23 protein-coding genes and 1 pseudogene are annotated in these 24,289 nt (G+C 68.3%); 14 read left to right on the forward strand and 10 right to left on the reverse strand.

The window, feature by feature from the left end:
* Both C664_RS18510 and C664_RS18515 read left to right on the forward strand, forming a co-directional pair.
* On the forward strand, window positions 1-576 hold a 576-nt coding region (locus C664_RS18510), incomplete at its 5' end, for a hypothetical protein (protein ID WP_004292266.1).
* A gap of 37 nt (window positions 577-613) precedes the next feature.
* A complete protein-coding gene (locus tag C664_RS18515) occupies window positions 614-2,122 on the forward strand; it encodes a helicase HerA-like C-terminal domain-containing protein (protein ID WP_004292268.1) in 1,509 nt (502 codons plus the stop codon).
* A 6-nt stretch (window positions 2,123-2,128) separates the two neighbouring features.
* On the opposite strand, the gene C664_RS18520 is transcribed toward C664_RS18515, so the two are convergent.
* From C664_RS18520 to ahcY, 4 genes are all read right to left on the reverse strand, one after another.
* Window positions 2,129-4,042, reverse strand: a complete 1,914-nt coding sequence (locus C664_RS18520; RefSeq protein ID WP_004292270.1) for a GGDEF domain-containing response regulator — start codon at window positions 4,040-4,042, stop codon at window positions 2,129-2,131.
* Between the two features lie 135 nt (window positions 4,043-4,177).
* Window positions 4,178-5,011: a methylenetetrahydrofolate reductase [NAD(P)H] gene (metF, locus tag C664_RS18525; protein WP_004292272.1), complete on the reverse strand. Its 834-nt coding sequence runs from the start codon at window positions 5,009-5,011 to the stop codon at window positions 4,178-4,180.
* Window positions 5,008-5,865, reverse strand: a complete 858-nt coding sequence (locus C664_RS18530) for a TlyA family RNA methyltransferase (RefSeq protein WP_004292274.1) — start codon at window positions 5,863-5,865, stop codon at window positions 5,008-5,010. Before C664_RS18530 ends, metF begins: the two co-directional genes overlap by 4 nt.
* A 21-nt stretch (window positions 5,866-5,886) precedes the next feature.
* Window positions 5,887-7,302: an adenosylhomocysteinase gene (gene ahcY, locus C664_RS18535; RefSeq protein WP_004292276.1), complete on the reverse strand. Its 1,416-nt coding sequence runs from the start codon at window positions 7,300-7,302 to the stop codon at window positions 5,887-5,889.
* A gap of 394 nt (window positions 7,303-7,696) precedes the next feature.
* Here ahcY and C664_RS18540 point away from each other — a divergent pair, with 394 nt between their 5' ends.
* Complete coding sequence (locus tag C664_RS18540) at window positions 7,697-9,331, forward strand: methyl-accepting chemotaxis protein (RefSeq protein WP_004292278.1); 1,635 nt, start codon at window positions 7,697-7,699, stop codon at window positions 9,329-9,331.
* 18 nt (window positions 9,332-9,349) lie between these two features.
* Here the strand turns inward: C664_RS18540 and C664_RS18545 are convergent, their stop codons facing one another.
* On the reverse strand, window positions 9,350-10,441 hold the full coding sequence (locus C664_RS18545; protein ID WP_004292280.1) for a calcium/sodium antiporter: 1,092 nt from the start codon (window positions 10,439-10,441) through the stop codon (window positions 9,350-9,352).
* A gap of 124 nt (window positions 10,442-10,565) precedes the next feature.
* The gene (gene metK, locus C664_RS18550) at window positions 10,566-11,729 is read right to left on the reverse strand and encodes a methionine adenosyltransferase (RefSeq protein ID WP_004292282.1); all 1,164 of its coding nucleotides are present in this window, start codon (window positions 11,727-11,729) and stop codon (window positions 10,566-10,568) included.
* A gap of 277 nt (window positions 11,730-12,006) precedes the next feature.
* Between metK and C664_RS18555 the strand changes: the two genes are divergently transcribed.
* From C664_RS18555 to C664_RS18580, 6 genes are all read left to right on the forward strand, one after another.
* A complete protein-coding gene (locus tag C664_RS18555; RefSeq protein WP_443080700.1) occupies window positions 12,007-12,906 on the forward strand; it encodes a lysophospholipid acyltransferase family protein in 900 nt (299 codons plus the stop codon).
* Window positions 12,903-13,775, forward strand: a complete 873-nt coding sequence (locus tag C664_RS18560; RefSeq protein WP_004292285.1) for a lysophospholipid acyltransferase family protein — start codon at window positions 12,903-12,905, stop codon at window positions 13,773-13,775. The genes C664_RS18555 and C664_RS18560 overlap by 4 nt, the downstream gene beginning before the upstream one ends.
* A 102-nt stretch (window positions 13,776-13,877) precedes the next feature.
* A complete protein-coding gene (dapF, locus tag C664_RS18565) occupies window positions 13,878-14,711 on the forward strand; it encodes a diaminopimelate epimerase (protein WP_004292287.1) in 834 nt (277 codons plus the stop codon).
* 86 nt (window positions 14,712-14,797) lie between these two features.
* Window positions 14,798-15,433: a DUF484 family protein gene (locus C664_RS18570; RefSeq protein ID WP_004292289.1), complete on the forward strand. Its 636-nt coding sequence runs from the start codon at window positions 14,798-14,800 to the stop codon at window positions 15,431-15,433.
* 35 nt (window positions 15,434-15,468) lie between these two features.
* The gene (gene xerC / locus C664_RS18575) at window positions 15,469-16,404 is read left to right on the forward strand and encodes a tyrosine recombinase XerC (protein WP_038012429.1); all 936 of its coding nucleotides are present in this window, start codon (window positions 15,469-15,471) and stop codon (window positions 16,402-16,404) included.
* 203 nt (window positions 16,405-16,607) lie between these two features.
* Entirely contained in the window at window positions 16,608-17,105 is a 498-nt protein-coding gene (locus C664_RS18580) for a helix-turn-helix domain-containing protein (protein ID WP_004292293.1), read from the forward strand.
* An 18-nt stretch (window positions 17,106-17,123) separates the two neighbouring features.
* Here C664_RS18580 and C664_RS18585 read toward each other — a convergent pair whose 3' ends face one another.
* The 3 genes from C664_RS18585 to ruvA are packed head-to-tail and all read right to left on the reverse strand — an operon-like array spanning window position 17,124 to window position 19,163.
* The gene (locus C664_RS18585; RefSeq protein WP_004292294.1) at window positions 17,124-17,477 is read right to left on the reverse strand and encodes a hypothetical protein; all 354 of its coding nucleotides are present in this window, start codon (window positions 17,475-17,477) and stop codon (window positions 17,124-17,126) included.
* 21 nt (window positions 17,478-17,498) lie between these two features.
* Window positions 17,499-18,554, reverse strand: coding sequence for a Holliday junction branch migration DNA helicase RuvB (ruvB, locus tag C664_RS18590; protein ID WP_004292296.1), 1,056 nt, complete (start codon window positions 18,552-18,554; stop codon window positions 17,499-17,501).
* A gap of 9 nt (window positions 18,555-18,563) precedes the next feature.
* Window positions 18,564-19,163, reverse strand: coding sequence for a Holliday junction branch migration protein RuvA (gene ruvA / locus C664_RS18595; protein WP_004292297.1), 600 nt, complete (start codon window positions 19,161-19,163; stop codon window positions 18,564-18,566).
* A gap of 302 nt (window positions 19,164-19,465) precedes the next feature.
* On the opposite strand from ruvA, the gene C664_RS18600 reads away from it, so the two are divergent.
* The 5 genes and pseudogenes from C664_RS18600 to C664_RS18620 form a co-directional block, all read left to right on the forward strand.
* Window positions 19,466-20,626, forward strand: coding sequence for an ABC transporter substrate-binding protein (locus C664_RS18600; RefSeq protein ID WP_004292299.1), 1,161 nt, complete (start codon window positions 19,466-19,468; stop codon window positions 20,624-20,626).
* An 87-nt stretch (window positions 20,627-20,713) separates the two neighbouring features.
* Complete coding sequence (locus C664_RS18605) at window positions 20,714-21,634, forward strand: branched-chain amino acid ABC transporter permease (protein WP_004292301.1); 921 nt, start codon at window positions 20,714-20,716, stop codon at window positions 21,632-21,634.
* A gap of 8 nt (window positions 21,635-21,642) precedes the next feature.
* Window positions 21,643-22,641 (forward strand): branched-chain amino acid ABC transporter permease, encoded by a 999-nt coding sequence (locus C664_RS18610; RefSeq protein WP_269745303.1) that lies wholly within the window; start codon window positions 21,643-21,645, stop codon window positions 22,639-22,641.
* Window positions 22,638-23,387, forward strand: coding sequence for an ABC transporter ATP-binding protein (locus C664_RS18615; RefSeq protein WP_004292304.1), 750 nt, complete (start codon window positions 22,638-22,640; stop codon window positions 23,385-23,387). Before C664_RS18610 ends, C664_RS18615 begins: the two co-directional genes overlap by 4 nt.
* A pseudogene (locus C664_RS18620) lies at window positions 23,384-23,869 on the forward strand (ABC transporter ATP-binding protein); the annotation flags it as partial. The gene C664_RS18615 and the pseudogene C664_RS18620, both read left to right, overlap by 4 nt.
* 262 nt (window positions 23,870-24,131) lie before the next feature.
* Here C664_RS18620 and C664_RS20465 read toward each other — a convergent pair.
* Complete coding sequence (locus tag C664_RS20465; protein ID WP_004292308.1) at window positions 24,132-24,287, reverse strand: cyd operon YbgE family protein; 156 nt, start codon at window positions 24,285-24,287, stop codon at window positions 24,132-24,134.
* Between the last annotated feature and the right edge of the window lie 2 nt (window positions 24,288-24,289).

Genomic DNA, 24,289 nt, shown 5'->3' on the forward strand with positions numbered 1-24,289 from the left:
GCGGGGGAGCCGATCTACGGTGGTTGCGTGGATGCGCAGGGGGCGGCTGTGCCGGCCCTGAGCGACGACCAGTTGCCGGCCGTGGTCGCCACCGGCATCGAGGCGGGGCGGGCCGTCATCCGCTACAACCCGGCCGTGCTGCCGCGCCTGCTGCCGGTGACCCGCAGCTTCCTGTTCGCCCAGGCCTGCGCGCGCATCAATCTCGGCTATCCGGCGCTTGGTGAGCTCGATGCCGGCCAGGCGCGGCGGGCGGACTGCGCGGCCGCCGACAGCCTGCGCCGTTCCGGCCTGCTGACGGCAGGCGCCCAGCCCGCTCTCGAGGCCGACCTGAACCTGGCGGACGACGAATGGGCGTGGGTGCCGGGCCCGCGCCGCAGCTTTGCCCTCGACGCCTGCCCGGCGGGCTCGGGCCGCGGGTTGTATGGCGCACCGGCGGTCGGCCAGCCGGGCTGGAACGCCTGCGTGCGTGCCTGCGCCGCACCGCTCTACCGCTGCCAGGCACGCTGCGCGGCAGGCAGCTGCGCCGACTGCGAATCGGCCTACGCGCGCTGCATCGCGGGCTGCGGGGCGCCCTGATACACTCGGGCGCAACACGACCACCCCGGGGACTGCGATGACCGAAGCGCTGCTGATTGCCAAGACCGCCGACAAGGAGATCCACCTGCTCCCGCGCCTGGCCAACCGCCACGGCCTGATCACCGGGGCGACCGGCACAGGCAAGACGGTGACGCTGCAGAAGCTCGCCGAGTCCTTTGCGGCCATCGGCGTACCGGTGTTCGTGGCCGACATCAAGGGCGACCTCTCGGGCATCGGTGCCGCGGGCCTCAGGTCCGACAAGCTGATGCAGCGCCTGGCCGCCATCGGCATCACCGAATTCACGCCGCGTGCCAACACCGCGGTGTTCTGGGATGTGTTCGGCGAGCAGGGCCACCCGGTGCGCGCCACCATCTCGGACATGGGGCCGCTGCTGATCGCGCGCCTGCTCAACCTCAACGACACCCAGACCGGCGTGCTGACGCTGGTGTTCAAGATCGCCGACGACAACGGCATGCTGCTGCTCGACCTCAAGGACCTGCGCGCGATGGTCCAGTACGTGGGCGAGAACGCGAAGAGCTTCACCACCGGGTACGGCAACATCTCCACAGCCTCGATCGGCGCCATCCAGCGCAACCTGCTGGCGCTGGAAGAGCAGGGCGGCGACGTGTTCTTCGGCGAGCCGATGCTCGACATCGCCGACCTGATGCAAACCGACGCCGCCGGCCGCGGCGTGATCAACGTGCTGGCCGCCGACAAGCTCTTCCACTCGCCCAAGCTCTACTCCACCTTCCTGCTGTGGATGCTGTCGGAACTCTTCGAGCAGCTGCCCGAGGTCGGCGACCCGGACAAGCCCAAGCTGGTGTTCTTCTTCGACGAGGCCCACCTGCTGTTCAACGATGCACCGAAGGCGCTGGTCGAGAAGATCGAGCAGGTGGTGCGCCTGATCCGCTCCAAGGGCGTGGGCGTGTATTTCGTCACCCAGAACCCGCTGGACGTGCCCGAGACCGTGCTCGGCCAGCTTGGCAACCGCGTCCAGCACGCGCTGCGCGCCTTCACCCCGCGCGACCAGAAGGCGGTCAAGACCGCGGCCGACACCATGCGCCCGAACCCGGCCTTCGATGCCGTGGCCGCCATCACCGAACTGGGCGTGGGCGAGGCCTTGATCTCTTGCCTCGACGAGAAGGGCCGGCCGCAGGTCACCGAGCGCTGCTTCGTGATCGCACCCGAGTCCCGCCTCGGTCCGCTGACCACAGCCGAGCGCCAGGCGGCGATCACCGGCTCGGTCATCTACGGCCACTACGAGAAGGCGGTCGACCGCGAGTCGGCCTACGAGATGTTGCGCGCGCAGGCCGAAGGCGCGGCGGCGCGTGCCGAGGCGCAGGCCGCCGAGACTGCGAAGGCCGGTCAGGCCGGCGGCGGACTCAACGACATCCTGTTCGGATCCACCGGTCCGCGCGGGGGGCAGCGCGACGGCCTGGTGCAGATCGCGGCGAAGACGGTCACCCGCACCATCGGCAGCAGCATCGGCCGCCAGATCGTGCGCGGCATCCTCGGTTCGCTACTCGGTGGCAGCAGCCGGCGTTAAGGCCGTTCAGCCCGCCTGCCAGGGGCCGCAGCGCAGCTGTCCCTGCAGGCAGATGCAACTGCGGTTGCGGCCGCCTTCCTTGGCACGGTAGAGCGCACGGTCGGCGGCGTTGACCAGCATGTCGGCGTCGGTCATCGAAGCTTCGCGGGCGGCGATGCCGATGCTGATCGACAGCTGGATCTCGTGCCCGCCGACCTTGATCGCCAGCGCCGCCACCAGCTTGCGCAGGCGCTCGCCGGCGCCGAGCGCTGCACGCAGGTCGGTGTTGGCGCACACCATCAGGAATTCCTCGCCGCCCAGGCGGCAGACGACGTCCTCGCGCCGTGCCGACTGCTGCAGGGCCTGCGCCACCTCGCGCAGCACATGGTCACCCACGGCATGGCCGTAGCTGTCGTTGATGCGCTTGAAATGATCGACGTCGATGACCAGCACCGCCATCGGCTGTACCGCGCGCCCGCTCGCGCTCCACGCCTTTTCCAGCTCGCTCATGCCGGCCCGGCGGTTGGGCAGGCCGGTGAGCTGGTCGGTCATCGCCGCATGCGACAGGCGACGGTTGCTGATCGCAAGCTCGGCGGCAAACTGGCGCAGCTGAGCGCGGTCCGTCTCCCAGGCATCGAGCAGATGCACGTAACGCCAGGCAGCGCGCAGGCGGGCGCGCAGGGTGCGCAGGTCGACCGGCTTGGCGACGAAATCGTCTGCACCGGCCTCGAAGGCTTCGGTGGCTTCGTCGCGGGTGTCGATGCCGGACAGCATGATGATGTAAATCGTCTGCCCCCAGTCGGTTGCCCGCAAGGCGCGGCACAGCTCGATACCGCTCATGCCCGGCATCAGCCAGTCGGTGACGACAACCTGCGGCATGAACTGCAGCGCCGTCGCCAGGGCTTCTTCGCCGCTGCCTGCCGACTGCACAGTGTGGCCGAGCGAATCGCCCAGCACGCCTTCGAGCATGCGGCGTGTCGTGGCGTCGTCGTCCACCAGCAGCACGCGCAGCGAGGCCGGGCTGTCGCCGTCTTCCGGACGCGGGGCCTGGCCGGCGCACATCTGCTTGAAGCTCGGCAGTGCCGAGGCGGGAACCTTCAGCAGTTCGCCCCATTCGTGCCAGGCCGTCACGATGCCGTCGATGCGTGCGCCGAGCTGGTCGGCGTCGAGACCGATCTTGCCGCCCAGCAGCAGGAGTTCGGCCGTGTGCCCGTTGCGCTCGGATTCGGGCGAGAGGCCCAGGTCGCCGATGCGCTTGGCGAGGTAGAACAGGTGGGTCAGCTGGTGCGGGCGCGAGCCGGGTGTGAACGGGGCCTTGTCCGGTGCTTCGTGGTAGTGGATGGGCTCGATCAGGGCCAGCGGCAGGCCCCAGTCGGACAGCAGGGCCGCCGTCAGTTCGTTGTGGTCGGTGTGCAGGCGCTCGTGCTCGAGTTCGGCCAGCCTTGCCCTCGCGTTGGTCTCGTTCAGCAGCCCGGCGTATTCCTGCGGATAGAGGGTCGCCAGCGCAAGCCGCCCGATCTGCGACAGCAGGCCGCAGGCAAACAGTTCCTCGGCCGCCCCCGCCCCCGTCATCCGGCCGAACTCCTGCATCGCGAGCGCCACCAGCAGTGAGTAGGACCAGAAGCGTTCGTAGTCGAATCCCGCACAGGGGCCGGAGTGATACTGGTCGATCAGCGAGAAGCCCATCGCCAGGTTGCGCACCGTGCCCATGCCCAGGCGCATGATCGCGTCGGTGACGGAGGCGATCGGCCGGACGCCGCTGCTGGCCGCGTTGGCATTGCGGATCAGCCGCCCCGCCAGCGCCGGGTCGGTCTGGGCAATGTGCGCGATCTCGCTGATCGTCGTGTCTTCATTGCGGCACATCTCCAGGATTGCGAGCGCGACGCCCTTCGGGCTCGGCAGTTCGCCGGTCAGCGGGATGTGTTGAAGTGTCTTGATCATGATGACCTTCGTCAGGCGACGGCGCGTGCCGCAGGCGATGCCTGCATGTTAGCCCGCACGGCGGAGCGGTGGAGCAAGCGCGGGACGAAGTGCGATTGGTCACGGCCGCAGACTGAACTGCGGCCGTGAGCGGCTTCAGTTTTGCAGTCCGAGCCGGCGGCAGATCTCGGTCGTGGGGCCAGCCATGTTCATGCTGTAGAAGTGCAGTCCGGGCGCGCCCTCGGCGATCAGCTTCTCGCACAGGCGGGTGACGACGTCGAGGCCGAAGGCGCGGATCGCATCGGCATCGTCGCCATAGCTCTCGAAGGTCTTGCGCATCCAGCGCGGGATCTCGGCACCGCAGGCGTCGGAGAAGCGTGCCAGCTTGCTGAAGCTGCCGATCGGCATGATGCCGGGCACGATCGGGATGTCGACGCCCAGCTTTCGCACCGCATCGACGAAGTACAGGTAGGCGTCGAGGTTGTAGAAGTACTGCGTGATCGCGGAGTTGGCGCCGGCCTCGGCCTTGCGCTTGAAGGCGAGCAGGTCGTCCTTAGGGCTGCGGGCCTGGGGGTGCCATTCCGGGTAGGCGGCAACCTCGATGAGGAAGCGGTCGCCGCTCTCGGCGCGGATGAACTCGACCAGCTCGTTGGCATAGCGGAACTCCCCCGCGGCGCCGGCGCCCGAGGGCAGATCGCCGCGCAGCGCGACGATGCGGTGGATGCCGGCGTCGGCGTATTCCTGCAGGATCTCGCGGATGCTGTCGCGGGTGGAGCCGATGCACGACAGGTGCGGTGCGGCCTCGTAGCCGGCGGCGGCGATCTCCTTGACGGTGGCGAAGGTGCGCTCGCGGGTGGAGCCGCCGGCGCCGTAGGTGACGGAGAAGAAGGCGGGCTTCAGCGCTGCCAGCTTGTCGCGTGTGGTACGCAGCTTTTCGGCGCCTTCCGCGGTATTGGGCGGGAAGAACTCGATCGAGATGTCGATGCTCATGGTGTGTCCGGATCGGTGTCGCCACCCGGTGTGCGGATGGCGTGGAAGAAGAATTCGCGGTTGCCGTCGCCGCCGGTGATCGGCGAGTCGAACCAGTCGAGGATGATCAGCCCGGCGGCGTGGGCCGCTTCGCGCAGGCGGGTTTCGACCTCCGCGTACAGCGAGGCGTCGCGCACGATGCCGCCCTTGCCCAGGCCTTGCGGGCCGACCTCGAACTGCGGCTTGACTAGCGCCAGCACATGGCCGTTGGCTGACAGCAGCGCAGCCCATTGCGGCAGCAGCAGGGCGAGCGAGATGAAGCTGGCGTCGCACACCAGCAGGTCGAAACCGTGCGGCGGGCAGTGCGTGCCGAGATCCGCTGCGGTGAGCTGGCGGGCGTTGAGGCCTTCGAGCGTGACGCAGCGGTGATCCTTGCGCAGGCGCGGATGCAACTGATCGTGGCCGACCTCGACCCCGACCACCTTCGCCGCGCCGGCCTGCAGCAGGCAGTCGGTGAAGCCGCCGGTGGACTGGCCGATGTCGAGACAGACCGTGCCGCGCACGTCCAGGCCGCTGCGCGCGAGCGCGCCTTCGAGCTTGAGCGCGCCGCGGGAGACGAAGCGGTCGCTGTCGTCCGGAATGACGGCGAGCCGGGCGTCGGGCGGCAGTTCCAGCGCCGGCTTGGTGACCGGCTGGCCGTCATGGCTGACGCGACCGGCCTCGATCAGCGCGCGCGCAGCGGTGCGCGAGGGCGCGAGCCCCTGCGCCACCAGCAGCTGGTCGACCCTCAGCAGGCCGTGGCGATCGACCGGCTGCCTGTGCTCGGCCGCATGGCGCGGCCGTCCCTGGCGGGCATGGAAGGAATTCATGCTCATCGGGACGGCCTCCGGCGTCGCTCAGTAGCGGTACGAGTCGGTCTTGTACGGGCCCTGCTTCGGCACGCCGATGTAGGCCGCCTGCGCGTCGCTCAGCTCGGTGAGCTGCACGTTGAGCTTCTTCAGCTGCAGGCGGGCGACCTTCTCGTCGAGGTGCTTGGGCAGGGTGTAGACGCCCACCGGGTAGTCCGCCGTGCGGGTGAACAGCTCGATCTGCGCGATCGTCTGGTTGGCGAAGGAACTCGACATGACGTAGCTCGGGTGGCCGGTGGCGCAGCCGAGATTCACCAGGCGGCCCTTGGCGAGCAGGATGATGCGCTTGCCGTCGGGGAAGATGATGTGGTCGACCTGCGGCTTGATCTCTTCCCACGGGTACTGCTCGACCGAGGCGACGTCGATCTCGTTGTCGAAGTGGCCGATGTTGCACACGATGGCCTGGTCCTTCATCTTCGCCATGTGGTCGTGGGTGATCACGTGGTAGTTGCCGGTGGCGGTGACGAAGATGTCGGCCTTGTCGGCGGCGTACTCCATGGTCACCACGCGATAGCCTTCCATCGCGGCCTGCAGTGCGCAGATCGGGTCGATCTCGGTCACCCACACCTGGGCGGACAGCGCGCGCAGCGCCTGCGCCGAGCCCTTGCCCACGTCGCCGTAGCCGCAGACCACGGCGATCTTGCCGGCCACCATCACGTCGGTGGCGCGCTTGATGCCGTCGACCAGGGACTCGCGGCAGCCGTACAGGTTGTCGAACTTGGACTTGGTCACCGAATCGTTGACGTTGATCGCCGGGAACTTCAGTTCGCCGCGCGCGTGCATCTGGTACAGGCGGTGCACGCCGGTGGTGGTCTCCTCGGTCACGCCCTTTATCTGCGCCAGGCGGGTCGAGTACCAGGTCGGGTTCTGCGCCAGCTTGGCCTTGATGGCGGCGAAGAGGATGGTTTCCTCTTCCGAGCCCGGATTGGCCAGCACCGCGAGATCAGCTTCCGCACGCGCGCCCAGGTGCAGCAGCAGCGTGGCGTCGCCGCCGTCGTCGAGGATCATGTTGGAGTAGCCCCCGTCCGCCCATTCGAAGATGCGGTGGGTGTAGTCCCAGTAGTCGGCCAGCGACTCGCCCTTGACCGCGAACACCGGAATGCCTTCCTTGGCGATGGCGGCGGCGGCGTGGTCCTGGGTCGAGAAGATGTTGCACGAGGCCCAGCGCACCTCGGCGCCGAGCGCGGTCAGTGTTTCGATCAGGACCGCGGTCTGGATCGTCATGTGCAGCGAACCGGTGATGCGTGCGCCCTTGAGCGGCTGGCTTGCGGCGTATTCCTCGCGGATCGCCATCAGGCCGGGCATCTCGGTTTCGGCGATGCGGATCTCCTTGCGGCCCCAGTCGGCGAGCGACAGGTCGGCAACGACGAAATCGGTGAAGTTCTTGTCAGCCACAGCGTTCATGTGAAGCTCCATGCTATGGCCGGGCGGGAGGGGAGAGGGCAGCGCGAACTGGCTGCAAGGGGCTCACCCGACATCCCGAACCCGGCAGGGTTGAAGATGATTAGCAGGGTGAGCGCCGTTGACTGCTGCCCGCCATGGCGGCGGGGTCCGAGCCTGGGGGCCAGGGCCGGACGGCCCGGCGCCTCGCAGCGCTCCTCGGAGTGCTCGGATTATAGCTGATGGCGGCGGTCGTGAACCGTGATGCAGCTGGCGCGCGATGCGCGACCAGCCTCCCGAGCGTGACATCGTCCCTAAAGGCTTTCGTCATGCTGCCGATATGCTTATAAGAATATTCTTATTACAGCCCGGGCCCGGCGCCGGGGCACGCTCCCTTACTGCACGCAAGAGAACAGATATGGCTTCCAACACCCTGTCCGTAAGATCCCAGCTGGTGCTGCTGGCCGCCGCGACCTGTGGTCTTTTCCTGCTCGCCCTGGGTGGCGCACTGTGGCAGATGCAGCTCGGCGGCGAGCGCCTGTCCGGCTTCATCGACACCGAGCTCGCCGTCGAGCGCGACGTCACCCGCACTTACGCGCAGGGCCTGCAGATGGGCCAGGCGCTGCGCAACATCCTGCTCGACCCGGCCAACTCGAAGGCCTACGAGAACTTCGACCAGGCCAAAAAGCAGTTCGACGCCATGCTGGCGCAGATCGTCGCGCGCGGGCATGTTCTCGATGGTGGCGCCGCGGCGGCCGCACGCATGCAGGAGATCGTGCAGCGCTGGGCGCCGCTGCAGGCGCAGGTGATCGCGAACGTGCGGGCCAATGACCTGCAGGCCGCGCGCGAGGTGCTGGTGCGCGGTGAGACGCCGGCCTGGCGCGAGATCCGAGGCGAACTGCTGAAGCAGATCGAGCATCTCGAGAAGCTGACCGCCGGGATGCGCTCGGATTCGGCCCAGGCGCTGGAGCGCAGCCGGCTCGTCGTGCTGGGGCTGGGCGCCTTTGCGCTGCTGGTGTGCGTCGTGGCCTCGGTGCTGGTGACGCGCAACGTGCTGTGCCGCCTGGGTGGCGAGCCCGCCTATGCTGCGGAGGTCGCGCACCGCATCGCCGACGGCGACCTGCAGCAGCGCGTCGTGGTCCGCGGTGGCGACGGACGCAGCCTGCTGGCCGCGATGCAGGGCATGCAGGGCGGACTGGAAACCATTATCCGTGGCATCCGTGCCGATGCCGGGCGACTCGTGGCCGCGGCCGACACCCTGCGCAGCAACGAGGAGAAGGTGGCGGCGGCGTCGCTCGTGCAGACCGATGCCGCGCAGGCGATCGCAGCCTCGATCGAGGAACTGAGTACCAGCATCTCGGTGGTGGCCGAGCATGCGAACGACGCCGACCGCCTCAGCGGCGAGTCGGAAGCGCAGGTGCGCGACAGCGTGAAGGTGATCAATCAGGCGGTCGAGACCATCGGCCTGGTGGCGCAGCGCATGACCGCATCGGCCGCGGTGGTGGCGGACCTGGGCGTCAGTGCGGAGAGCATCTCCAACATCGCGCAGGTGATCCAGGACATCGCCGAGCAGACCAACCTGCTGGCGCTCAATGCAGCGATCGAGGCTGCGCGCGCGGGCGAGCAGGGGCGCGGTTTCGCCGTCGTCGCCGACGAGGTGCGCAAGCTGGCGGAGCGTACCCGCCAGTCGACCCATGAGATCAACGCCATGATCGAGCGCGTGCAGGCCAATGCCCGGCAGGCCGTGGGGACGATGGAGGACGGACGTCAGCTCGCCGAGCGCGGCGCCGAGAACGCCGAGCGTGCGCGTGCCGCCGTGGCCGCGCTCGAGGGCAGCGCGGTCGAGGTGCGCGAGGTGGTCGGATCGATCAACGTCGCCCTTGGCGAACAGCGCCAGGCCAGTACCGACATCGCCCAGAGCGTCGAGCGCATTGCCCGCATGAGCGAGGAAAGCCACGGCGCGACGCGCGATTCGCTGCAGCGCGCCGGGGAACTGAGCCAGCTCGCCGACGCGCTCGAGCAGTCGGTACGCCGCTTCCGCGTGTCGGCCTGAGAGCCGGCGCCCGGGTGATCAGTGACTGGCCGTGCTGCCCGATTGTCGGACCATGCTGACGACCAGCGTGATCACGGTGATCGGCAGCACATAGCCCAGCATCACGCCCGAGAACGCCGGCAGGCTGCTGTGCTGCTGCGCCTGCAGCACCAGCCAGGCGGTGTAGATGGCGTAGTAGGCGAGGAACACGCCGCCTTCCCAGCGTGCGATCTCGCGACCCGAGAGCATGATCGGCAGGCAGGCGAAGGCGACGGCCAGCATCACCCACAGGTCGAAGTTGCGTGCAGCCTCCGACACCGGCAAGCCTGCGCCGGTGGTGATGCCCGAGGCGATGCCCGAGGCGCCGAGTACGGCCAGGATGTTGAAGATGTTGCTGCCGACCACGTTGCCGACCGCGATTTCGCGCTGGCCCCGCATCGCGGCGACGATCGAGGTCGCGATCTCGGGCATCGAGGTGCCGACGGCCACCACGGTCAGTCCGACCACCAGGTCGCTGATGCCGAAGGCGCGCGCGAAGGCGACGGCGGCGTCCACCAGCCAGTCCGCGCCCACCACCAGCATGACCAGGCCGACCACGATCAGGGCCACCTGCACCACCCAGTGGCGGTCCCAGCTGGAGGTCGGAATCTCGGTCTCGAACTCGTCCTGCGCCGCCTTCGAGGCACGGCGCGACTGTACGACCAGGAAGATGGTGTAGGCGATGACCAGTGCGAACAGGACGACGGATTCGAGAATGCCGATCCGGCCGTCGAGCGCCATCACCACCAGCAGCGCGGAGACGCCGATCATGATCGGGATCTCCTGGCGGATGATCTGCTCGTCGACCAGCAGCGGTGTGATCAGCGCCGAGATGCCGAGGATGAGCAGCACGTTGCAGATATTGCTGCCCACCACGTTGCCGATCGCGAGGTCGGGGCTACCGGCTAATGCGGAGCCGACCGACACCGCCATTTCCGGTGCGCTGGTGCCGAAGGCGACCACCGTGAGGCCCACCACCAGCGGCGATACGCCGAAGGAGACCGCCAGGCGCGAGGCGCCGCGCACCAGTACGTCTGCGCCGATGACGAGAACGGTGAGGCCGAGGCCAAACATCAGGACTTGCTGGAGCATGGGCGTATCGAGCGTGCTGGGGAGTTTTGACAGACAGTATAGGCGTCGACGCGTTCGCGGCGCCGTGCCCTGAAAACGAAACGCCCCCCGCCGCTGCCGGCGAGGGGCATGGGACTGGCGGGGCTTACAGTCCGGCGTCGGCGCGCAGTGCGGCAGCCTTGTCGGTCTGCTCCCAGCTGAACTCCGGCTCGTCGCGGCCGAAGTGGCCGTAGGCGGCGGTCTTGGAGTAGATCGGGCGCAGCAGGTCCAGGGTCTGGATGATGGCCTTCGGGCGCAGGTCGAAGTGCTTGCCGACCAGTTTGACGATCTTCTCGTCGGCGACCTTGCCGGTGCCGAAGGTGTTGACCATCAGGCTCACCGGGCGCGCCACGCCGATTGCGTACGCCACCTGCACCTCGCACTTGTCGGCCAGGCCGGCGGCGACGATGTTCTTCGCCACGTAGCGGCCGGCGTAGGCGGCCGAGCGGTCGACCTTGGACGGGTCCTTGCCCGAGAACGCGCCGCCGCCGTGGTGGGCCGCGCCGCCGTAGGTGTCGACGATGATCTTGCGCCCGGTCAGGCCGCAGTCGCCGTGCGGGCCGCCGACCACGAAGCGGCCGGTGGGGTTGACCAGGTAGCGCACATCGCCTTGCATCAGCTCCTTGGGCAGCACCGGCTTGATGATCAGCTCGATCACCGCCTCACGGATCTGCTCCTGGGTCACGTCCGGGTCGTGCTGGGTGGAGACGACCACGGTGTCGATCGCCACCGGCTTGCCGTCAACGTACTTCACCGTCAGCTGGCTCTTGGCATCCGGGCGCAGCCACGGCAGGCGGCCGTCCTTACGCACTTCGGCCTGGCGCTGCATGATGCGGTGCGCGTAGTAGATCGGCAGCGGCATCAGGCTGGGGGTTTCGTTGGTCGCGTAACCGAACATCAGGCCCTGGTCGCCGGCGCCCTGATCGAGCGGGTCGTCGTTGGCCGCATTCACCCCCTGGGCGATGTCGGGCGACTGGCGGTTGATCGCGGCCAGCACGGCGCAGCTCTTGTAGTCGAAGCCGATGTCGGAATTGTCGTAGCCGATGCGGCGGATGACTTCCTGCGCGATTTCGCGATAGTTGGGGTGGGCGGTCGTGGTGATCTCGCCCGAGATCACGACCAGGCCGGTGGACACCAGCGTCTCGCAGGCGACGCGGGCCTTGGGGTCTTCGGCCAGGATGGCGTCGAGCACGCCGTCGGAGACCTGGTCGGCGACCTTGTCGGGATGGCCTTCGGAAACGGACTCGGACGTAAACAGAAATTCAGCCATGTTGCTCTGCTCCAGAAACAGAAAATCCCCGATCAGCCAATGACTTGCGTCTGCGGCCAGCTCCGGGGATTTCGTCGAGCAGCCGACGCTTTAGCAGTATTTGTGACGCGTGCACCCTTGCCGCGTCGCCGCCCTGCAAGTTGTCGATTTAACTCGGCGGTCGCCGCGATTATAGACCCGGATCGTCTGCTGTGTAAGCATTCACCCCTGCATCCGGTGTGAAGTCGCGCGCCGGGTGACCGATTTTCGTCGTCCGGCTGCGGCGGACCTTCGTTTCCTGGCCGGTTTCCATTCGCCCGACTCTGACGTGCTGGTCAATCTTTCCTTTCGTCTTCTGTCCCGCCTCCCGCTGTCCTGGCTGCACCGTCTTGGCGCGTGGGCGGGCTGGCTCGTGTATCGCGCGTCGCCCTCCTATGCGCGGCGCCTGCGCGAGAACCTGTTCAATGCGCTCGGGCGCGAGGACGAGCGCGTGCTGCGTGCGGCCATCGCCGAGGCCGGGCGTCAGGCGCTGGAACTGCCCTGGATCTGGCTGCGCCCGGCCGAGGAAGTCGTGGCGGGCGCCGTGCGTACTGAAGGCTGGGCGCTCGTCGAGCAGGCGCGTGCGGACGGCGCGGGCATCCTCTTCATCACGCCGCACCTGGGTTGCTTCGAGATTACCGCGCAGTGCATCGCGGCCCGGATCCCGATCACCGTGCTCTACCGCCCGCCCCGCAAACCCGAGCTGCAGCCGCTGATGGAAGCGGGCCGCGCGCGCGGCCAGATGCGCACTGCGCCGGCCGACCTGTCGGGCGTGCGCAAGCTGGTCAAGACCCTGCGCAGCCAGGAAGCGGTGGGCATGCTGCCGGACCAGGTGCCCGGCGAAGGCGAAGGCATGTGGGCGCCCTTCTTCGGCAAGCCCGCGTGGACGATGACGCTGGCGGCACGCCTGGCCGCGGTGAAGGGGGTGCGCGTGATCTACACCTGGGCCGAGCGCCTGCCGCGCGGCGAGGGCTTCGTGTTCCGCCTGCAGGCGCCGACCGAGGCGCTGACCGGCGAGCTGGAAACCGACGTCGCCATCATCAACCGCGAGGTCGAGCGCATCATCCTGCAGTGCCCGCAGCAGTACCTGTGGGGTTACAACCGCTACAAGCAGCCGCGCGGCGAGCGTGTCGCCGCCGCCGCGGAGGCCGGGCAATGAGTCGCCTCGCCATCGGGATCTTCTGGCTGCTCCACTGGCTGCCCTTGTCGTTGCTGTCGCGAATCGGTGCAGCGTTCGGCCTGCTGCTCTACGTGTTCGTGGCGCCGCGGCGCAAGGTGGCGCTGACCAACCTGCGGCTGTGCTTTCCGGAACTGTCCGAGGCCGAGCGCCGTGCGCTGGCGCGGCGGCACTTCGCCGTGACCGGGCGCAGCATGCTGGAGCGGGGCCTGGCCTGGTGGGCAAGCCCGGAGCGCCTGCGCAAGCTGGTGCGCATCGACGGCCTCGAGCGCCTGAACGCGCTGAAGGCCGCAGGGCGGCCGGTCATCCTGCTCACGCCGCACTTCGTCGGTCTCGACATGGCAGGCACCCGGCTGTCGATGGAAGGTGATTTCGTCAGCGTCTATGCCCGGCAGAAGAACGAGGTCTTCGACCACTGGCTGCATCATGGCCGCAGCCGCTTCAACGACCAGCTGCTGCTGTCGCGCAGCGATGGTGTGCGGTCCACAGTGAAGGCGATGAAGGCCGGCCGCCCGCTCTACTACTTGCCCGACCTCGATTACGGACGCCGAGAATCGATCTTCGTGCCCTTCTTCGGCGTGCCAGCCGCCACCATCACCGGTCTGCCGCGCCTGGCGCGCCTGGCCGGTGCCGCGGTGGTGCCCAGCATCGCGCGTGTCCTGCCCGGCGGCAAAGGCTACGTGCTGGAGCTGGGCGAGCCGTGGGCGGACTATCCGTCCGACGACGTCGAGGCCGACACCCTGCGCATGAACCGCTGGCTCGAAGGCGTGGTGCGCACCATGCCCGAGCAGTACTACTGGGTGCACCGTCGCTTCAAGACGCGGCCCAAGGGCGAGCCGCGCTTCTACTGAGGCGGCGTGCCGGTCCGGTGGACGCTGGTCGGCACGGTGGAGGACAATCGCCGCCTGCAGACCCGGTCTGCCCTGCAACCGCCTACTCCTGAAAGAGCCGCGATGAAACTGCGCTTCACCAAGATGCATGGCCTCGGCAACGACTTCGTCGTCATCGACGCCACGCGCGCGCCGGTCGACCTCACGCCGGCGCGCGTCAAGGCCATCGCCGACCGTCACTTCGGCGTCGGCTGCGACCAGTTGCTGGTTGTCGAGCCGGCGACCCAGCCCGACGTCGACTTCCGCTATCGAATCTTCAACGCCGATGGCGGCGAAGTCGAGCAGTGCGGCAACGGCGCGCGCTGTTTCGTACGCTTCGTGCACGACAAGGGCCTGACCGACAAGCGCGAGATCCGCGTCGAGACGAAATCCGGTGTGATTGCGCCGCGCTTGCGCGAGGACGGGCTCGTCACGGTCGATATGGGTGTGCCCGAGCTGATGCCGGCGAAGGTGCCCTTCGTATCCGACTCCGACGCCCTGGTGCAGCCGCTGCAGGTGGGTGAGGCGACGGTGGCGATCACCGCGGTGTCGATGGGCAACCCGCATGCGGTGCAGGTGGTGGCCGACGTCGACACCGCGCCGGTGACCGGGCAGGGCGCGCTGATCGAGCGCCACCCGCGTTTTCCGGCACGGGTCAATGCGGGCTTCCTGCAGATCGTCGATGCGCACCGGGTGCGCCTGCGCGTGTTCGAACGCGGCGCGGGTGAGACGCTCGCCTGTGGCACCGGCGCCTGTGCCGCCGTGGTTGCGGGTATCGTGCGCAATCTGGTGGAGTCGCCGGTGCGGGTCGAGACCCGCGGCGGCGAACTCGAGATCGCATGGGGCGGTCCCGGCACGCCGGTGCTGATGACCGGACCGGCGGTCACGGTGTTCGAGGGCGAGATGTCGCTCGACTGAAATCACGGAATTCGCTGCGCGCGGCCGTCGGCCGTTGCGCCATGTATGATGACGGGCGCATGCGTCGCCCGACGGGAGTATTGCCGATGAACGCCGAAGACGTTGCGCGCTACCTGCGCGACAACCCCGATTTCCTCGCCGAGCACGGCGAGCTGTTCACCCAGCTCACGGTGCCGCATCCGCAGCATGGCGGCCAGGCGATCTCACTTGCCGAACGTCAGCTGCACGCACTGCGCGACAAGATCCGCCAGCTCGAGCACAAGCTGGACGAGCTGATCCGCTTCGGCGAGGAGAACGACGACATCAGCGCCAAGGTGCATGGCCTTGCGGCGCAGCTGCTGGAGGCGCGCGAGCCGCAGCTGGCCGGACAGTTGCTGGTGGCCAGCCTGCGCGAGGATTTCGCCGTGCCTTATGTCGCGCTCGAGCTGTGGCGTGGCAATGACGAGTCCTGCCGCTTTGCCGAGCCATTGAAGCGCCAGCTCGAGGCGATGCGTCACCCCTACTGCGGTGCGCCCGAGAGCATGGAGCTGCTGGCCTGCTTCGGTGAATCCGCGCCTCATGTCCGCTCCGTTGCGCTGATTCCGTTGCGTGCGGCCGGTGCCGTGTTCGGTCTGCTGGCCCTCGGAGGTGCCGAACCTGAGCGTTTCTATGCCGAGATGGGCACGCTCTACCTCGGCCGCATCGGCGAGCTTGCCGCAGCGGCCCTGAAGCCCCAGCCTTGATGCCGGCGCCGCGCCAATCCCTGCGCTGACATCGCATGAGCGCGCAGTCCTCGGGACCGTCCTCCGCGACGCCACCAGCCGGCGCCTTGCCACTGCCGGACGAGGTCGAGGCCTGGCTGGGCTGGCTGGCCAGTCAACGACGTGCGTCGCCGCTGACACTGGCGGCCTACCGGCGCGACCTCGGCAATCTGCTGCGCCTGGCTGAAGGACGACCGCTGCCGGACTTGGCGGTGCATGACATCCGCCGCTTCGTCGGCCGTCTGCACGGCGAAGGCCTGTCGGGGCGCTCCATCGCCCGCAACCTGTCGGCCTGGCGCGGTCTGTATCGCTGGCTCGCACGCCACCATGGCCTGAAGGCGAACCCCGTCGAGGGTATCCGGGCGCCAAGATCTGCCACCACGCTACCGCGCGCGCTATCGCCCGACCAGGCTCAGGCGCTGCTCGATCCCGAGGCCGAGAGCGTGCTTGAAGTGCGCGACGTGGCGATGTTCGAGCTGTTCTATTCCTCGGGTCTGCGCCTGGCCGAGCTGGCGGCGCTGGACGTCGATGGCGGTCTCGATCTGGCCGAGGCGATGGTCACCGTTACCGGCAAGCGTCAGCGCAGCCGCAGTGTTCCGGTGGGCGGGAAGGCGCTCGAGGCGTTGCGTGAATGGCTCGCGTTGCGTGGGCAACTCGCCGCCGCTGGCGAGAAGGCCGTGTTTCTGAGCCGTACCGGGCAGCGGCTGTCACCCGCCGGCATCCGCAGCCGGCTGGCGCATCGGGCCCGTGTGCTCGGCCTCGGTGTGCATGTTCATCCCCACATGCTGCGCCACAGTTTCGCCAGTCACCTGCTGCAGTCGAGCGGGGACCTGCGTGCCGTGCAGGAGCTGCTCGGCCATGCGAGCATCCGCAGCACCCAGGTCTATACCCACCTCGATTTCCAGCATCTGGCCAGCGTGTATGACAAAGCGCACCCACGTGCGCGTAAATGACCTGCAATTCCCGCATTTTTGCCCAAATTGGGCATTTTTTAACGCATGCCTTTCGGGGGCTTGCGTTATGCTTTTAGTCTTGGAGCACTTGATAAATATTTAATATTCCAAGCTCATGCGGCCTCTCCTGCACCGGAGCGAGCCCCGCTCGGGAACACATGTCAAACACAGCCCCCCCCAAGGCGAGCTCGACCAGCGAGGGAATGGTCGAGACTGAACAACAGTCCTCCGAATCCTCGCACGCTGCCATCCGCACCGTCGCGCTGTTGCTGATGCGGCACGAGATCCGCAACCTGCGGCGCTGGTTCGAAGAGTTCGATCGCGACATCTTGCTGCCGATCCTGCTCGGCGAGATCGCGATGCACAACACCGGTGCGTTCGAACATGCGTCGGCGAACGGCAATGGCGGGCGCAACGGGCGCGCCGAGGAAGGCCTGCCAAGCAGCCCCGATGCCTGGCGAACCTGCACGCTGCGCCCCTGCAATGCCTATTCGATCGCTGCGGCAACCGGTTTGCCGCGCGAGACCGTGCGGCGCAAGATCGTGCGCCTGGTCGAGCTCGGCTGGGTCGAGCGGCGCGGCAATGGTCACCTGTTCGTTACCGAGGTCGCTTTCGATCATTTCGGCAAGGTGCTGACTTCGCGCGAATTGTCGGAAGTCATCGAAACCGCGGATCGTGCGCGCAAGCTGCTCCAGGAGTAAGGTCGTGCGCCCACGACCTCAGCCTGGCAGTTCTACGCGGGGTCGATAGTCGGGATTCGGGCTGGTCTCGGCGCTGAGCATGGCCGCCAGCAGCAGCGCCAGCGCCAACAGCAGCAGGCCGAAGTAACGACGCTGCGCCACCGGGCCAGGCAGGCGGCGTTCCCCCGAGTAGTACATCGTGCGCAGATAAAGGCTGCCAAGGGCCGCCAGTGCGAGCAGGCCGGCACCCAGCAGGCGTGAGGCCGTGGCGTCGAACTGCAGGCCGATGGCGGGGTTGCCGCGGCTGGGCAGGAAGAAGGGCGGCGCCTGCGTCAGCAGGTAGAGGCCGCCGAGCACGCACAGCATGAACATCACGACCTGAACCGAGCGCATCGCCAGTCCCCGGCTCGGGTGTCAGGCGTCGAACAGGTCGCCGCCCGTGCGCGGCGGCGCCAGCCCGAAATGCTGCCAGATCGAATGCGTCGCCATGCGCCCGCGCGGCGTGCGCTGCAGGTGACCCTGCTGGATCAGGTAGGGCTCGATGACGTCCTCGATGGTGTCGGTCGATTCGCCGATCGCTGCAGCGAGGTTGTCCAGGCCGACCGGGCCGCCGCCGAACTTTTCCAGCATCGCCGACAGCAGCTTGCGGTCCATCAGGTCGAGGCCGAGGTTGTCCACATCCAGCATGCGCAGCGCGGCATCGGCTACCGCGGCGGTGATGTGGCCGCCGGCCTTGACCTCGGCATAGTCGCGCACGCGGCGCAGCAGGCGGTTGGCGATGCGCGGCGTGCCGCGCGCGCGGCGTGCGATTTCGAGTGCGCCGTTGTCGTCGATCTCGACGTTGAGCAGGCGCGCCGAGCGGCTGACGATGAAGCCGAGCTCTTCGGGCGTGTAGAACTCCAGCCGCGACACGATGCCGAAGCGGTCGCGCAGCGGGTTGGTGAGCATGCCGGCGCGGGTGGTGGCGCCGACCAGCGTGAAGGGCGGCAGGTCGAGCTTCACCGAGCGCGCGGCGGGCCCTTCGCCGATCATGATGTCAATCTGGAAGTCTTCCAGCGCGGGGTAGAGGATTTCCTCGACCACTGGCGACAGGCGGTGGATCTCGTCGATGAACAGCACGTCGTGCGGCTCGAGGTTGGTCAGCAGCGCGGCGAGGTCTCCAGCGCGCTCGAGCACCGGCCCGGAGGTCTGGCGCATGTTGACGCCCATCTCTGCGGCGACGATGTGAGCCAGCGTGGTCTTGCCCAGCCCCGGCGGGCCGAACAGCAGCACGTGGTCCAGCGCCTCGCTGCGATTGCGCGCGGCCTGGATGAAGATCTCCAGCTGTTCGCGGATCTTCGCCTGGCCGACGTACTCGGTAAGGCGCTTGGGCCGCAGCGCACGCTCGATCGCGTCTTCCTGGCGGTCGGCGGGCTGGGCGGAGATCAGGCGCTCGGGGCTTCCGGCGCGCAGCGTGTCGGTCTCGATCATGGTGGCAGTTTAGCCCTTCGACAGCAGCTTCAGCGCCTGGCGGATGCCATCGGACACGCCCACCGCCTCGTCCAGGCCCTTCATCGCGCCCAGCGCCTCGCGCTCGTTGTAGCCCAGGGCCAGCAGCGCGTTGAGGATGTCGCTCTTCGCGTCGGGGGCGGTGCCCGGCGCGGCCGTGAGTCGGGGGCCGGCCATGTTCGGCAGCGCCTTGCCCAGCTTGTCGCGCAGCTCCAGCAACAGGCGCTCGGCGGTCTTCTTGCCGATGCCCGGGATCTTCACCAGACGGCCGGCTTCCTGCAGCGCCACGGCCTGGGCGAGATCGTTGACCGACAGCCCGGACAGCACCGCCAGCGCCATGCGCGCGCCGATGCCCGATACCTTGAGCAACTGGCGGAAGGTCGCGCGCTCTTCCTCGGTGGCGAAGCCGAACAGGAAATGGCCGTCCTCGCGCACGACGTGATGGGTGTGCAGGCTGACCTGGGCCCCCGTTGCGGGCAGGTTGTAGAAGGTGCTCATCGGCACGTCGATCTCGTAGCCGACGCCGTGCACGTCAACGAGGATCTGGGGCGGATTCTTTTCCAGCAAGGTGCCGGTGATGCGTCCGATCATGATCGCGGTCCTGGGCCTCGGGCAGTCATTATGGGGATGCGCAAGTCTACCAGTGCAGCCGGTGGCTGCCTGCATCGGAAGGTGAAATTTCATACAGTCCGGGCGCGCCGCGGGGCGCCAGCCGGAGACGGGTATGCAGCGCTGCGCTTGTGTCCCGTGCCCTGCAAGGCATTTTCCTGCTGACGGGCATCGTGCTCAGGCTAGAATCGGGCAACTTCGTGCGCTTGCACCGATCGTGCGTGATCCTTCCGGTGCCGCGCCGCTTCCGTACCCCCTGTCGATACAAAACGAGGAGACACTCAATGCTGCAGATGAAGAACCTGGCCGTCGCCCTGGCGCTGTGCGGCGCTGCTGCCGCGCACGCCGCCGACATCAAGGTCGGCATCGCACTCGACATTTCTGGCCCGTTCGCGGCGCTCGGGGCCGAGGCGCGCGACGGCTTCGAGCTGGCGATCGAGAAGCTGGGCGGCAAGCTCGGCGGCCAGCCGGCGGAGTTCCTGCGCACCGACTTCGGCGGTAACCCTGAGCAGGCCAACCAGCTCGTCTCCCGCTACCTGCAGCGTGACAAGATCGACTTCTTCACCGGCCCGATCGGTTCCAACGCGGCGCTCGCCGTGGGGCCGGCGCTGTTCGCCGCCAAGGTGCCCTACCTGTCTGCGAACCCCGGCCCGAGCGCCTATGCCGGCGACAAGTGCAGCCCGTACTTCTTCGCCCAGTACCAGAACGACACCTATGACGAGGCCGCCGGCAAGGTCGCCAACGAGAAGGGCTACAAGAACGTGGTCCTCATCGCCCCCAACTACCCGGCGGGCAAGGACCACCTGAACGGCTTCAAGCGCCTGTACAAGGGCGAGGTGAAGGACGAGATCTATACCAAGCTCGGCCAGATCGACTATGCCGCCGAGATCGCCCAGATCCGCGCCGCCAAGCCGGACGCGGTGTTCTTCTTCCTGCCCGGTGCGATGGGGATCAACTTCGTCAAGCAGTTCGTCGGCGGCGGCCTGAAGGACATCCCGCTGATCGCCCCCGGCTTTTCGGCCGACGAGGACGTGATCCAGGCCGTGGGCGAGCCGATGATCGGCGTGCTCAACACCGCGCACTGGACGCACGACCTGAAGAATGCGGCGAACGCCGAGTTCGTGTCGTCCTTCCGCAAGAAGTACGACGGCCGCTACCCCTCGGTGTATGCGGCGATGGCCTACGACACGCTGATGGCGATGGATGCCGCGGTGCGCGATGTCGGCGGCAAGGTCGCCGACCGCGAGGCCGTGCTGAAGGCGCTGAAGAGCCCGAGCTTCCAGTCGGTGCGCGGCGAGTTCAAGTACGGCGTCAACAACTTCCCGGTGCAGAACTACTACCTGCGCGAAGTCGGCAAGGATGCCGAGGGCCGCATCACCAACAAGCTGGTGGGCACCACGCTCGAGCAGCACCAGGACGCCTACGTCGGCGCCTGCAAGATGTAAGACCGCGCGGGACGGGTGCGGGCGTCCCCGTGTCCGTCCTGCCCTGCGGTGCGGCGTGCCTTGCCGCACTGCCTCCGGATCTCCCCGATGGATGCCATCTTCGTTTTCGAGCAACTGCTCAACGGCCTCGGCTACGGCCTGATGCTGTTCCTGATCGCCGCCGGCCTGACGCTGGTGTTCGGCATCATGGACACGATGAACCTCGCCCACGGCTCGCTCTACATGGCGGGCGCCTACGTCGCCGCGCGCGTGCACGAGGCGAGCGGCTCGTTCGCCGGCGCGGTGCTGGCGGCGGTGCTCGTCACCGTGGCCGTGGCGGCCGTGCTCGAGCTGCTGGTGGTGCGCCACCTCTATCGTCGCGACCATCTGGTGCAGGTGCTGGCCACCTTCGGCATCATCCTGATCGCGGATGATGCGGTGAAGGCGATCTGGGGCGTGGCGCCGCTGATGGCCTCGACGCCGGCCGCGCTCGCCGGGCCGGTGCAGTTGTTCGAGGGGCTGCCCTATCCGGCCTACCGCCTGCTCCTGATCGGTGCAGGCCTGCTGGTGGCGCTCGGGCTCTACCTGCTGGTGAACAACACCCGCGTCGGCATGCTGGTGCGTGCCGGGGCCTCGAACCGGCAGATGGCGGAATTCATGGGCGTGCGCGTGGGGGCGGTGTTTTCCTTCGTGTTCGCGCTCGGTGCCGGGCTCGCGGCACTGGCCGGGGCGCTGATGGCGCCGATCAGCTCGGTGCAGGTGGGCATGGGCGAGGTCATCCTGATTCCGGCGCTAGTGGTCATCGTCATCGGTGGCATCGGCTCGGTGCGCGGCGCCTTCGTTGCCGCGCTGCTGGTCGGGCTGGTCGACACCGCCGGCCGCGCCTTCCTGCCGCCGGCACTGCGCGCGGTGTTGCCGCCCTCGGTGGCGGCCGACCTCGGGCCCGCGCTGGCCGGCATCGCGATGTACGTGCTGATGGCGGCCGTGCTTACGCTCAAACCCGCGGGCCTGTTTCCCGCCCGCGCCTGAAGAACGTCGTGACGAATCCTGCTTCTGCCGTGGCGCATCCTTCCTTCGCCACCCGTTTTCCCGGCGCGGTGCGCCGCCTGCCCTGGCTGGTGCTGGCGCTGCTGGCCGTCTTTCCCTTGCTGGCGCCGACGCTGGGGCTGGAGTACTACGTCGGTTTCGTGCGCCGGGTGCTGATCGTCGCCATCGCCGCGACCAGCCTCAACTTCATCCTCGGCTACGGCGGCATGGCAGCGCTGGGCCACGCCGGCTTCGTCGGCGTCGGCGCCTATGCGGTGGTGGCGCTGGTCGAGGCGGGCGTCTCGTCGGCCTGGCTGGCCTGGGGCGGCGCGCTGGCGGTCGCTGGCGTGGCGGCGGCGCTGATCGGCATGGTGTCGCTGCGCACGCGCGGCGTGTACTTCATCATGATCACGCTGGCCTTCGCGCAGATGCTTTATTACCTGGCGGTGTCGCTGCGCATCTATGGCGGCGACGACGGCTACGGGCTGTACACGCCGCTGGCGATGGGCGCCTGGCTCGATGGCGCACACCCGGACGTCTTCTACTGGGTGGTGCTGGCGATCGCGGCCGGGGTGTTCGCGCTCTTCAGCCGGGTTGCGCATTCGCGCTACGGCCATGCGTTGCGCGGCATCCGCGACAACGAGACGCGCATGGTCGCGCTCGGCTACCCGGTCTTCCGCCTCAAGCTCGCCGGCTTCGTTGCCGCCGGCGCGGTGGCGGGGCTGGCCGGCGGCCTGCTCGCCAGCCACAACGCCTTCGTCAGCCCCGGCGTGATGCACTGGACGCAGTCTGCGCTGCTGCTGGTGATGGTGATCCTGGGCGGCCTTGGCCGGCGCTGGGGCGCGCCGCTGGGTGTGGCGCTGTGGCTGACCCTGGAGGAAGTGCTGAAGATGCACACCGACTACTGGCACTGGCCGCTCGGCGTGCTGCTGTTGCTGGTCGTCTTCCATGCGCCGCAGGGGCTGGCCGCGCTGCTCGAGCGCCGCGGCGGCCAGGGGGGGGCGGCATGAGCCTGTTCGTGGCCGAGGGCCTGGTGAAGCGCTTCGGCGGCCTGCTTGCGACTGACCAGGTCGACCTGACGGTGGCGCCGGGCGAGATCCATGCGCTGATCGGACCCAATGGTGCCGGCAAGTCCACCCTGGTCAATCTCGTCAGCGGCCTGCTGCCGGCCGATGCCGGACGCATCGTGCTCGACGGCGTCGATCTCACCGCGCTGGCGCCGCACATGCGCGTGCGCCATGGCCTGGCGCGCTGCTTCCAGATCACCAGCGTGTTCCGCAACGATTCCGTGCGCAACAACCTGCTGCTGGCGGTGCAGGCGCAGGCGGGCTCCAGCTTCCGCTGCCTGCGGCGGCGCGAGGCCGAGACGGCGCTGATGGACGGCGCCCTGGCGCTGGCGGACAAGGTCGGCCTGGCCGATGTGCTCGATCGTCCGGCCGGCACGCTGCCGCACGGCATGCAGAAGAAGCTCGACGTCGCGCTGGCGCTGGCGGCGCGGCCCAAGCTGCTGCTGCTCGATGAGCCGATGGCGGGCATGGGGCCGGAGGATTCGCTGCAGATGGTGGCGCTGATCGACCGCCTGCGGCGCGACACGGCGATTCTCTTGATCGAGCACGACATGGATGCGGTGTTTCAGCTCGCCGACCGGATTTCGGTGCTGGTGTACGGCCGCGTGCTGACCTCCGGCGACGCGGCGCATGTGAAGGGGCATCCCGAGGTGCAGTCGGTCTATCTCGGGACCGAGGTGACCGCATGAACGCCTCGCCATTGCTCAGCTGCCGCGGCCTGGAGGCGGGCTACGGCGCCAGCCAGGTGCTGTTCGGGCTCGACTTCGACATCCGCCCGGGCGAGGTGGTCGCCCTGCTCGGGCGCAACGGCATGGGCAAGAGCACGACCATCAGGACGATTGTCGGCGGCCTGCGCCCGCAGCGCGGCGAGATCCTCTTCGACGGCCGGCCGATCCAGGCCGCGCGCGCCGACCACATCGCCCGTCTCGGCGTGGCGATCGTGCCCGAGGGCCGGCAGTGCTTCCCCAATCTGACCGTGCGCGAGCACCTCGTCGCCTTCGCCGACCGCCGCAATGGCGTGGCCGAGCCCTGGATGCTGGAACGCCTGTATGACCTCTTCCCGCGCCTGGCCGAGCGCGCTCTCCACATGGGCAACCAGCTTTCGGGCGGCGAGCAGCAGATGCTGGCGATTGCGCGGGCGCTGTCGACCAACCCGCGGCTGCTGATCCTGGACGAAGCCACCGAAGGCCTTGCCCCGGTGATCCGTGACGAGATCTGGCGTTGTCTCGCGTTGCTGAAGGCGCAGGGCCAGACCACGCTGGTGGTGGACAAGTACGTCGAGAAGCTGCTTCCGCTGGCCGACCGCAACCTGATCCTGGAGCGCGGGCGCATCGCCTGGCAGGGCAGTTCGGCCGAGCTGGACGCCCAGCGCGAAGTCTGGCATCGCTATCTGGGCGTCTGATGTATCCCGCGCGGGGACGCGCCCGTGCCCGCTACTGCGGGCTGTTCAGCAGGGCCATGCGCACTGCCGCGAGGGCAATGCCCAGCAGGCAGGCGCCCCCCGAGAACATCAGGCGCCAGGCCCGGTGCCGCGGCACGAAGCCGACGCCGCGCACGAAGCCCGCGCTCATGGCCCAGAACAGCGCCATGG

This window comes from Thauera sp. 63, from assembly GCF_000310165.2.
In the GTDB taxonomy this organism is placed as follows: Bacteria; Pseudomonadota; Gammaproteobacteria; order Burkholderiales; family Rhodocyclaceae; genus Thauera; species Thauera humireducens.